Annotated in this window: 2 protein-coding genes; both read left to right on the top strand. The window is 36.1% G+C overall.

Going from position 1 to position 13,654, the window contains the following annotated elements; genetic code table 11:
- The first annotated feature begins 14 nt into the window (after positions 1-14).
- A complete protein-coding gene (locus tag J2S17_RS28245; RefSeq protein ID WP_307480591.1) occupies positions 15-6,899 on the top strand; it encodes a non-ribosomal peptide synthetase in 6,885 nt (2,294 codons plus the stop codon).
- A gap of 10 nt (positions 6,900-6,909) precedes the next feature.
- Positions 6,910-13,654 (top strand): non-ribosomal peptide synthetase (locus J2S17_RS28250; protein ID WP_307480594.1); only part of this gene is annotated, 6,745 nt, incomplete at its 3' end.

Here is a 13,654-nt window from a genome sequence, read left to right on the forward strand (position 1 = left end):
GAACCACCTTATTTATGGTCTTGCTTTCCGCTTATCAGCTTCTTCTTTCTAGGCATAGTGGACAAGAAGATATTATTGTTGGGACACCGATTGCGGGTAGAACCCATGCCGACCTGCACCACATGGTCGGGATGCTTGGAAATACTCTTGCAATGAGAATGGGGATAAACGAAAACCAAAGTTTTCTTTCCCTGCTAAACAAAGTAAAGGATCGTACGATCCTTGCCTTTGAACATCAATCCTATCCGTTTGAACAATTAGTAGAAAATGTAGCTATCGCAAGGGACCTTAGTCGAAATCCAATTTTCGATTGTATGTTTATTATGCATGAAGCTGATTCGATGAAGCTTGAATTAGCTGACATAAAGATTACGACTTATCCATTAGAAGACAAATCGGCCAAAGTAGATCTTACCTTGGAAGTCACTGAAAATGAAGGAAAGCTGAGTACTTGGTTTCAATATAGTTCAGCGCTATTCTCACCACGGGATATAGAAGCAATGGCTGCTCACTTTATTAAAATACTAGAGGGAATTGCGATCGATCCTAATGCGCAGTTAACTGAAGTAGAAATGATTCTGGATGAGGAACGTCATCATCTACTCAATGGATTGAATCCAGAACAAGTACAAAGTAATGAACGTCCATTACATGAAATCATTGAAGAACAAGCGACGCTAAGACCTGAACAGCTTGCACTCGTTTCAAAAAACAACCCATTCACCTATGAAGAAATCAATAAACAGGCCAATCGATTGGCTCGGTCACTTCAAAATAAAATGGTTCAAAAAGGCGACCGTATCGGGGTTATGTTGCGACGTTCAGATAAATTAATTATCACACTCCTGGCCATCTTAAAAACAGGAGCTACCTACGTTCCGATTGATCCCGATTATCCAGAAGACCGCATAGCTTTCATGGCCAATGACAGCGAGGTCAAATGTATCATTGCCGATGACGAATTACATCTTCAAACTATTAAAGAGAAAATGTGGAAAATATTAGAATTGATGGACACAAGTCAAGACGGCTCAAATCTGGATGTGGACGTTTCCGCCGATGACCTGGCTTATATTATCTATACATCTGGTTCCACTGGCCATCCAAAAGGGGTAATGGTGCCGCACCGTTCGGTGCAAAATTTTATCGAAGGAATATCAGACGCTGTAGGTTTTTCTGCGGATGAGTCTATGCTCGCTCTGACAACGATCTCATTTGATATCTTTGTTACCGAAACCTTCCTTCCATTGGCCAAAGGGGCCAGCGTAATTATGGCGAGCGAGGAGGAACAATTGGACCCAACGTTATTAAGTCAGCTGATTCTCGATCAAAAGGTGACTTATATTCAGGCCACCCCTTCCAGAATTAAGGGCTTGATGATGTATCCCGAAGGAGAAAAATGCTTAGCATCGGTGAAGGCTCTCATAGTAGGAGGAGAAGCGTTTCCACCTACATTATTACAACGGCTTCAAGGCTACGATCGTTTGTCTATCTATAATGCTTATGGGCCAACAGAAACTACAGTTTGGTCAACTATTAAAAATGTCACTTTAGACCAACAAGTGACCATTGGCCAACCGATTCGTAATACTCAATGTTACATCGTAGACCCGCATAACCGCCTACAACCAATCGGTATCTTTGGAGAGTTGTGTATCGCAGGCAGCGGAGTTTCGCAGGGGTATTGGAATCAGCCGGAAATGACAGCCGAAAAATTTGTGAAGAACCCATTCGGATCAAGCAACATGATGTACCGAACGGGAGATCTCGTACGCTGGTTACCAGATGGACACATTGAGTATGCCAGCCGCATGGACCAACAAGTGAAAATGCGTGGATATCGAATAGAGCTACAGGAAATTGAAGCTCAGCTTGAAAAAATGGCATCGATTCAAGAAGCTGCAGTGGCCCTTCATAAAGATTCGACAGGAGATGACTACCTCTGCGGATATCTCGTTTGGGAAGATAGCCAGGCTGCCATTTCTTTAGAAACAATTAAAGCCCAATTATTGACCAAACTGCCAGGGTATATGGTGCCTACTCAGTTTTTAATGCTCGAAGAGCTGCCTCTAACAGCGAATGGAAAACTGGACCGAAAAGCTCTGCCAAAACCTGACCTACAAGCCTTACGGCATGAAGCACCACGAACACCTATAGAAAAAGTATTGTCTAAGATTTGGAGCAAAGTTTTAGGAGTTAGCACAATAGGCATTCACGAGAATTTCTTTTCTCTCGGTGGCGAGTCATTAAAAGGGATTAAACTGACCTCTGATATATATAAATTATTCAATACAGAGATCAAAATAAAGGATTTGTTTGAAAATCCCACCATACACTTGATGTCTCGATTAATACAAAATCAAGTAAGAGTGAACTATAAGCCAATTTCCGTTGCTAAAGAGGCAGACACTTACCCTGTGACATCCGCACAAAAACGTTTATTTATCCTTAATGAGATGGAAGAAATCAGTGTAAGTTATAATATGCCTGCAGTTTTAAAAGTAAATGGCAGTTTAAACTTAAATAACCTACAAAAAGCTTTTAATAAACTGATTAAACGGCATGAAATTCTTAGGACTTCCTTTGAAATGGTAGATAACGAACCTTTCCAAATAATCCATAAGGATGTAAACAATGAAATTAATGTATTGCAAATTGATTATGAGAACATTGATTCATTTATAGAAACATCTATTAAGCCTTTTAATTTATTCAAGCCATCTCTTATTCGTATGACTGTAATTGAAGCTGGGAAAAACCATCAATATCTAATACTAGATATGCATCATATTGTATCCGATGGATTATCTCTTGAATTAATTGAAAAAGAACTATTCGATCTTTACCATGGCATAAATAGTGATAAGCCTATTCTTCAATATAAAGATTATGCTTCTTGGCAAAAGGAAATGCTCAATCAACATAGGCTTGATAATCAAGAAGAGTATTGGCTCAATCAATTTAAAGAAAAAATTCCATTACTTGAAATGCCGCTTGATTACGATCGTCCGAGGGTTAAAACATATAAAGGAAATCGGTATGAGTTTAAGATAAACAGTGAATTATTAAAACACCTTAATAAGATTGCAAATGATACTAATACTACATTATTTATGATCTTACTTTCATGTTATCAAATTACATTGGGTCGTTTTAGCGGGCAAGAAGATATTGTTGTAGGAACTCCTGTCTCAGGTAGAACTCACCCAGATGTTCATAGTTTAATTGGTATGTTCGTAAACATGCTTCCTATTAGATTATATCCAGAGGGTAAAAAGCCATTTAAAGAATTCCTACAAGAAGTCAAACGCACAACATTAGACTCATTTGCAAATCAAGATTATCCTTTTGAGGAACTGATAAAAAAATTAGATCTTGAAAGAGATCCTGGACGAAATCCAATATTTGATGCGGCATTTGTTTTGCAAAATAAGGCAATTCCAAGGATTCAAATGGATGAATTAATCTTAAATCCATATAAATTAAAAACTACAACTTCTAAGTTCGACTTAATGTTAGAGGCTTTTATAGAAGACAAAGAACTTCATCTTAATCTGCAATATTGTAATGATTTATTTAATGAACAAACGATTGCCCGTTTTTCAAAATGTTTCCTAAACATAATTAAAGCAATTTGTTCAGATTCTAATCGTCAGATTTATAATTTGGAAATGATTTCTGAACTGGAAGAACTGGAAATTTTGAAATACTCGATTGGACCAAAAACTGATTATTATTCGACTCTCACGATACAGGAAGTGTTTGAAAAACAAGCTGAAGTAAACCCTGAGAAAACGGCTGTAGTATCCCATGGGTATCCTCTAACATATAGAGAATTAAATGATAAAGCAAATCAACTAGGTTATCTACTTAAGAACAAAGGAATTCAACAAGGGGAAACAATTGCAATTTTAATGGAGCCATCGGCAGAAATGATTGTATCATTCCTAGCAATACTAAAAGCAGGAGCCGTGTACCTGCCTTTGAATAAAGAGATTCCTGAAAATAGGTTAAAATTTATGCTAAAAGATAGCTTAGCAAAGTTTCTTTTTGTTGATTCAGCATTAACGATAGAATTTGACTCTCCTGCGGAAATCTTAAATATAAAAGAACTTCCTTTTGAAGATGGAATTGAAAACAATTTAAATGTAAGTAATACACCTGAGGATCTTGCATATATAATGTACACCTCTGGGACAACTGGAGAACCAAAAGGTGTAATGGTTACCCACAAGAATATTAACCGTTTGGTTAATAATACAAATTACATTGAATTCAATGATTCTGATCAGATTCTTCTTACTGGCGCTACAGGTTTTGATGCAACAACATTTGAAATTTGGGGAGCATTGTTAAATGGCTTAACTGTTCATTTATGCAGAAAGGAACTATTTTTAGAAGCCAAGGACCTGTCAGATTATATTAGCCGACACCAAATCAGTGTTTTATGGCTAACTTCTTCTTTGTTTAATCAATACGCAGAATATTACAAAGACATGTTTACACCTTTAAGATATTTAATCGTAGGTGGTGAAGTTTTATCCATTAAGCATATTAACCTTGCTACACAACTTAAAACTGTCAAAATTATTAATGCATACGGTCCAACTGAAAATACTACTTTCTCAACTTATTACCCTGTTAATAAGTTGTTTAATAGTAATATACCAATCGGACGTCCGATCAGTAATTCTAGTACGTTTATAGTTGATAAATTTAACAACCTTCAACCAATTGGAGTAATTGGTGAAATATATGTTGGCGGAGCAGGGGTAGCAAGAGGTTATTTGAATAATCCCGATTTAACTGCAAGTAAATTTATTGAAAATCCATTTATAGAAGGAGATAGAATTTACAGAACAGGCGACCTTGGAAGGTGGCTTCAGGATGGGAACATTGAATATATAGGAAGAAAAGACAACCAGATAAAAATAAGAGGATATAGGATTGAACTAAAAGAAATTGAAGCCGCTTTGCTGAGTCATCCATCAGTGAAAAATGGGACTGTATCTGTATTTGAAAGACCTAATAATCAGAAGGTTCTTTGTGCCTACTATGTACTTGAGGATTCGATTGATTCTGATGAACTTCGGAGAGAACTTCAAAAAACTCTGCCGGGATATATGGTACCCACTATGTATAAAGAGATGGAGACACTCCCGCTGACTTCTAATGGTAAGTTAGATATACAATCGTTACCTCAACCAGATCTTGAAACAACTCAGGGTATTACCTTACCTATTAATGAAATTGAGGAAATTCTCGTTAATATTTTTAAAGAAGTGTTAGGTTTTTCAAAGATCAGTACAGATGATAGTTTCTTTGATTTAGGAGGGGATTCTATTAAAGCACTCCAGATCTCTGCGAAACTATATAATCTTCATCTGAAAATGGAGGTAAAAGATCTTTTTAGATATCCAACAATTAAAAGCATTACTCCATTTATTAAAAGAGACTTGAATGAAGAATTTCAAGGAATTATAGAAGGAAAAGTAAGTCTAACTCCCATACAGAAATGGTTTTTTGAAAAACAAGGTATGGAGCACTACTGGAATCAAGCAATTATGTTAGCTTCAGAAATAAGGATTGTAGAAAAGAATGTCAAAGTGGCAATGAAAAAACTTATAGAACACCATGACGCCTTACGTATGACATTTAACAACGATACTACAGTTAAACAGTTTAATAGAGGAATCTCATGTTTAGAGGAAAAATTGTTCAGTTTTGAGGTTTTTAGCTATGAAAGTATAAAAAATTATGAAACAAAGATTGAGCAAAAGATGGAAAACCTTCATCAGAAGATTAATTTACAGGGTGGGCCACTAATTTCTCTAGGCTTATTTAAAACAAAGCAGCAAGACTTCTTAGTATTTATTGTTCATCATTTGGTAATTGATGGGGTTTCGTGGAGAATATTAATTGAAGACTTTATCAGTAGTTACTTAGCTTTAGAGAAGGGACACAACTTTAACTTACCTAAAAAAACAGCATCCTACCAATCATGGTCGGAGATCTTATCTTCATATAGTCAAGAATCTCATTTATATAAAGAAGCGGAATATTGGAGACAGATTTTAGTGGGGAATTTCTCATCGTTGAAACAGGTAGAACCTGCGCATGAAAATATTGTCATTAACAGCAGTACAGTACAAATTGAAATAGATGAGCAAGTTACAAATCAACTGATGAATGAAGTTAATCAGGCATTTAATACAGAAATAAATGATATTTTACTGTCTGCACTGACATTAAGCCTAAAAGATTGGACTGGAAATGAGATGTTCCTAATTAACATGGAGGGGCATGGTAGAGAATCGATGAAAAATGATATCAACATATCTCGTACAATTGGTTGGTTCACCTCTATTTATCCTATTAAGCTAGACGCTCAATATTCTGATGACAAAGCTCTACTAATTAAGAAAATAAAAGAAATGATAAGAGGGATTCCAAATAAAGGAATGAACTACGGCATAATAAAGCATCTATGTCCATTTAACAATAACGAAGTTTTTACTGAGAAGGAAGAGGCTCAAATCAGCTTTAATTATCTAGGAGAATATGGGAAAGATCTTAATGGACCATTTGGTTTGTCCTCCTTACCATTGGGTAAATCAATTAATTCTAAATCAGTACGGACTCATGATATCGAAATAATAGGTAAGGTTGTCAATGGTAACTTGCAATTCCAGTGGGAATACAACGGGAGCCAGTATAGTAATACAGATATAGAAGCTTGGTCAAATTGTTTTAAATCACATCTCATAGAGTTAATTAATTTTTGTTCAATGAAAGAAAAAGCGGAGTTTACTCCTTCAGACTTTGGAGAAAATCACAATTTATCATTAGAAGATATAGAAAATTTACAAGATTTATTAGAAGCAAAATTCAAATCCTAGGAGGAATATGATGGTAAGCCCAGCAATAGAAAAGATTTACCCTTTGTCCCCGATGCAGGAGGGCATGCTCTTTCATGCATTATATTCAAAAGAAAGCAACGCTTACCTAGAACAGATTCGTCTTGAGATTGATAAAAGCATCAATGTTCAAGTATTTGAGGAGTGTTTTAATAAGCTGATCGCTCGTCATGATATTTTGCGGTCTATCTTTATTCATGAGGGTGTGCCTCGCCCAGTTCAAGTAGTTTTAAGTCAGAGAATGACAAAAATTATATCAGTTAATATATCTCATCTAAATACTCAAGAACAAGAAACATATATCAACACTTATCTAAATGAAGACAAAAACCATCTTTTTAATTTAGATAAAGATTTACTTATGAGAATTACTGTTTTTGAAACTGGCACATCCACTTCAACAGTTTTGTGGAGTTTTCACCATATTTTATTGGATGGCTGGTCTTTAGGTCTTGTATGGGAAGAATTCACCGCAATCTATGAGGAAATGATGACTGGTATGCCAGCTAATCTGCAGTCTGTTCAACCATACAGCAGCTATATAAATTGGCTGGAAAAAAAGGATAAAGATCGATCCGTAAATTATTGGAAAAGTTATTTAGATGGATATGAAGCCCAAGCCTCCTTACCAAAAAAAAATGAGAAAGGTGCTACGTATGAAAAGTATGACTTAAAATGGCTTGATATACCGATAGATTCAAGATTTCTTTCCAGAATAGAGACAAACACAAAAAAACTCAAAGTAACACTTAATACTTACATCCAAGCTGTGTGGGGAATTCTATTGTCAAAATACAACAGGTCTAATGATGTAGTATTTGGTTCCGTTCTATCGGGGAGACCATCTGAAATTTCTGGCATAGAACAAATGATTGGACTATTTATACAGACTGCTCCTGTTCGAGTTACAATTTCGGATGATTCAACCTTTGACGAATTATTAGTGGCACAACAAAAGGATGCTCTTGTTTCCCAAGAGCATGCCTTTGTACCTTTAGCTGATATTCAAACACAAAGCAGTCTTGGTAAGGACTTGTTAAACCATTTAATTATGTTTGAAAACTATCCTCTTAATACGAGTTCCTTTGATGATAGAGAACACAAATTAACAGTTACTAAGATGGATATTACTGAACATACAAATTACGATTTCCAATTATTGGTTATACCGGGTGAGAACTTTCATTTAAGACTTAGTTATAATGCAAATGTTTATGAAGAAACAATGATAAAAAATATTTCATCTCATTTAATTAATCTATTAAATCAAGTCACTGATTTTCCTGAAATAGCAATCAAAGAATTAGAAATGCTTAACGGGTTAGAAAAACAAATGATAAAAGAAATTAGCAGTGGTCCAGAAGTAAACTATCGTAGAGATATTACGATACATGAAATACTTCAAGAACAGGCTACACGGATTCCAAATAAGACAGCAGTAACACTTAAAAATCAACAACTTACTTATAAGCAGCTAAACGAGAAGGCCAACCAGATTGCTACTGTTCTGCAGGAAAGTGGATTACAAAAAGGTGATACAGTAGCTATTAGGCTAGCACGATCCCTAGAAATGATAATTGGAATTTTTGGCGTTCTAAAAGCTGGAGGTGCATACTTACCAATTGATCCTTCCTTTCCAGTTGAAAGAACAAACTATATGATGGAAGATTCTAAATCGAATTTTATTTTGACTACATCTGACATTGAACCTATAACAACAGAGTTTAAAGGAGAGACATTGTTATTAGATGATCCTCGTTTATATTCTGGGAATACTAATAATGTTATATTGAATAGTTCACCTGAAGATCTAATTTATATTATTTATACTTCTGGATCTACAGGTAAACCAAAAGGAGTAATGATTCAACATAATTCAGTAATGAACCGGCTTTATTGGATGCAAAAAGAATGCCCAATTAATGAAGATGATGTAATTCTGCAAAAAACTCCTTTTACTTTTGATGTCTCTGTTTGGGAGTTATTCTGGTGGACAATTACAGGCGCTTCTCTATGTCTTTTGGCTCCTGGGGGTGAAAAGGATCCGGAAATATTAGTAGACACAATTTATGAGAACAATGTAACCATTCTTCACTTTGTTCCTTCAATGTTACAGGCCTTTTTAAACTTTATTAAGGGAAAAGAGAAGACTGTCCAGCAACTTACATTAGTAAAGAAATGCTTTGCAAGTGGTGAAGCATTACTCTTAAAACAAGTTCACGAATTTAACGAACTGTTATACTCAGCAAATCAAACAGAATTAATAAACCTTTATGGACCAACCGAGGCAACGGTGGATGTATCTTATTATAATTGCAAACCCCCATTCAATAATGATATTGTCCCTATCGGAAAACCTATAGACAATGTGCAGCTATACATTGTTGATGCTTACAATCATCTTATGCCTATGGGGGTAACGGGTGAGCTCTGCATTGCAGGTATTGGATTAGCAAGAGGATATTTAAATAGAACAGAGTTAACAAATGAGAAGTTTATTGATAATCCGTTTGAAAATGGAACAAAGATGTATCGCACAGGGGACTTAGCCCGATGGACTCTAGATGGTGAAATTGAATACTCGGGTCGTATGGATCAGCAGGTTAAAATAAGGGGGTATAGAATTGAACTGCAAGAAATTGAAACCTATCTATTAGAACATGAAGCTATAAATGAAGCTGTAGTATTACTACGAAAGGATTCTTCAAATGAAGATTATCTATGTGGCTATGTCGTACCTAAAAATAATCATTCTATTGGTATATCGTTACAAAATGATCTTAAAGAATTTCTAGGAAAAAAAATGCCGACATATATGATACCTGCTCATATTATGATAATGGCCAAAATGCCACTTACACCTAATGGGAAATTAGATAGAAAAGCATTGCCTCAACCAGAGGTATATTTAAACAATCGCTATGAAGCACCTCAAAACAAAACGGAACATGGCCTTTTAGCCATTTGGAAAGAAATATTAGGTTTGAATGATTTAGGTGTACATGATGATTTCTTTTCTATAGGAGGCCATTCTCTGAAAGCAACAATTTTAGCGGCTAGGATTAAAAAAACATTTAAAAAATCACTTCCTATAGCCGATATATTTGATTTCCCAACAATTCGCCAGCTTTCATCACGATTAAATGTCTCCACTGAAGTATCTAAAAAAGCTAATCTTAAAAAGGTTAGTAAAAGAAGTCACTATCCACTTTCTTCTGCACAACGACGTATATTTATACTTAGTAAGTTTGAAGAAATCGGAACAAGCTATAATATGCCAAATGCCATATTAATAGAAGGTGCTGTTGATATTAGGAGGCTTGCGAAATCACTTGAGCAAGTTGTAGAGCGTCACGAGATTTTAAGAACTATATTTAAAATGCATGAAGGTCAACCAATTCAAGTTATAAAAGACAATTTCAATATTAAAATTGATCAAATTCAAATTCGTACATTAAATGAAAGTGCCTCACTTATAGATTCATCTTTTGTAAAGCCTTTTGATTTAGAAAAAGGACCTTTATTCAGAGTATCTTTGATGACTTTGGGAGAACAACAATCTATCCTCTTCTTCGATATGCATCATATAATATCCGATGGGGTTTCCATGAATATTATTGTGAAGGAAGTTTTATCTGGATATGATACACAAAAATTTGACGAGCTACCATTTCAATATAAAGATTATGCAGTTTGGCAACAGGATGAGCAACACTCTAATGAACTTTTAAGACAGAGGAACTTTTGGCTAAATCAATTTGATAGTATACCAGATCCTTTGGAATTACCTATAAAAGATATACGACCATCCAATCAAAGTTTTCAAGGAAAACGTTTGACAGGAAAAATCGACCCAATACTTAGTGGAAAACTGAATAAATTAGCACATGAAAATGAAAGCAGCCTATATATGTTGCTGTTAGCATCCTACAATATCTTGCTTTCTAAATATAGTGGGCAAGAAGATATTGTGATTGGTTCACCCGCTTCTGGCCGTACTCATGAAGAGATACAAGATATGATCGGAGTCTTTGTGAACATGCTTCCAATGCGTAATCACCCTGAAGGATTGAAAACTTTCCAAACTTTTTTACAAGAAGTTAAAAAGCAGACTCTTACTGCTTTGGAACATCAGGATTACCCATTTGAAGACTTAATAGAAAAGCTTGAAATTAAAAGAGATACAAGTCGTCATCCATTATTTGATGTTACTCTGGTTCATCAAAACATGGAACAAACACAATTCAAATTGGATAAAACACTAGTCAAACCATATCCATTACCTCATAAAACATCAAAGTTTGATTTGACTTTGGAAACAACACTTGAAGAAGATGGAGGTATTTCATTTTCCTGGGAGTATAAAACATTACTTTTTTCAGATGAAATGGTTAATCAAATGAGTATCCATTTTATCGAAATATTAAAGAAAGTAGTAGAGAGTCCTAAAGCACTTATTAGAAATATTAATATTGTTTCAGATTTGGAAAAAAAGCATATAACACAATACTTTAATCAATTAGAGATTAACTATCCAAATGAGGAGACAATACATTCCCTCTTTGAAAGACAAGTTGAACAATTTCCTGAAAAGATTGCAGTGAGTTTTTCCGGAAAAAAAATAAACTATAAGGAATTAAATAACAGTGCTAATCATTTGGCAAGAAAATTAAAAAGTATAGGAATAGGTTCAGATAAGTTGGCAATTATTCTTATGGATCGATCACCTAATATGTTGATCAGTATGTTAGCAGTGTTGAAAGCCGGAGGTGCGTATGTTCCTGTTAACCCTTCATACCCAATGGATAGAATACAGTTTGTTGTAGATGACAGTAAGGCCACTGTGATTATCTCAGAGTCTTCTTTCCCTGATGAGCTTATGTTTAATGGTGAAATTATCTGCCTTAATGAGTTCAGCATGGAAAGTTATATTCCAAATGTTACAAGCTTTTCTAGGCCTAGTGATTTAGCTTATATTATTTACACTTCAGGAACCACTGGCAAGCCCAAAGGTGTTATGGTAGAACATCGAAATGTGGTAAGACTTTTTAAAAGTGATCATTCTTTATTCGATTTTGATGAGAATGATGTATGGAGCATTTTTCATTCCTCCAGCTTTGACTTTTCTGTTTGGGAAATTTATGGAGCATTATTAAATGGAGGTACTTGTGTAGTTATATCTAAAGAAACCGTACAAAACCCTAGACTATTTCTAGATTTATTAGAAAAAGAAAAAATAACTGTATTAAATCAGACACCTACAGCTTTCCGTGCGCTTATGAAAGAAGAAAACAGAAGAGTCTTTAAATTAGCCTTAAGATATATTATTTTCGGTGGGGAATCTCTCGCACCAATAATATTAAAAGACTGGCATAAAAAATATCCTGATAATCGTCTAATTAACATGTATGGCATTACAGAGATTACCGTCCATGCTACTTATCAGGAAATAACAATGAAGGAAATATTACAAGATAATAGTCCTATTGGTCTCCCAATTCCAACATTATCTATTAATCTATTCGACAAATGGGGAAACCTAACGCCGATTGGTGTCCCTGGAGAACTCTGTATTTCAGGAGAAGGGTTAGCCAGAGGATACTTAAATCAGCCGGCATTAACCGCCGAGAAATTTATTGATCATCCCTTAGCACCTGGCACTCGACTGTATCGTTCGGGCGACCTAGCCCGTTGGCTGCCAGACGGCCGCCTCGAATATTTAGGGCGGATAGATGATCAAGTTAAAATCAGAGGCCATCGCATCGAATTAGGGGAAATCGAAGCCCAGCTTCTTCACCTTGAAGGGGTCGAAGACGCTTTGGTTCTTACACGAAAAGATGCCGATGGAATGCCGTCCCTTTGTGCCTATTTAATAGGGAAAGAGACCCTCACGGTCTCTGCCATTCGAAATCAATTAGCTAAGCAGCTGCCAGATTATATGATGCCAACCGCCTATGTCCTGTTGGAACAGTTTCCCTTGACAGCGAATGGAAAGGTGGATAAAAAAGCACTGTCAGAATTCGATGGAACAATGGAAACGGGAGTTGTTCATGAAGAACCGCAAGGAGAAGCCGAAGAGCGCTTAGCTCTTGTATGGACGGAAGTGCTGCAGGCAAAAAAAGTCAGTCGCCATGATCACTTTTTCGATCTTGGAGGCGATTCAATTAAGGGAATTCAAGTCGCAGCACGCCTCCATGAGAAGGGATGGAAGCTCGAATTAAAGGACCTTTTCCGCTATCCAACGATTGCACAGCTAGCACCTTGGATTCAGAAGGCCAATGGCTTACAGTCAAACCAAGCAGAGGTAACCGGAGAAGTCCTCTTAACACCGATTCAAAAATGGTTCTTTGACCAAAGATTCGAGGAGGCACATCATTGGAACCAGTCTATTTTGTTACACAGCCCGAAGGGCTTGGACCAAGAAGCCTTGAAAACTTCCTTCCAAGCGCTCGTGAATCATCACGATGCCCTTCGAATGAATTATCGGAAAGAAAAGACATCCGTTATCCAATGGAATCGCTCGCTTCAAGAAAAGCTGCTTTACCATTGGGAGACGGTTCTCGTGCATGAAACCGATCAGGCACTGGCTCAAAAAATAGAACAGGAAGCCACACGCATCCAAGCCAGCTTCAATCTTTCGGTGGGTCCGCTTGTCGCCGGCGTACTATTCAAAACGGGAAGAGGCGACCATTTCTTGTTTGCCATTCATCACCTTGCGGTCGATGGGGTTTCCTGGC

The organism is Cytobacillus purgationiresistens (assembly GCF_030813235.1).
Taxonomy (GTDB): Bacteria; Bacillota; Bacilli; order Bacillales; family Cytobacillaceae; genus Cytobacillus; species Cytobacillus purgationiresistens.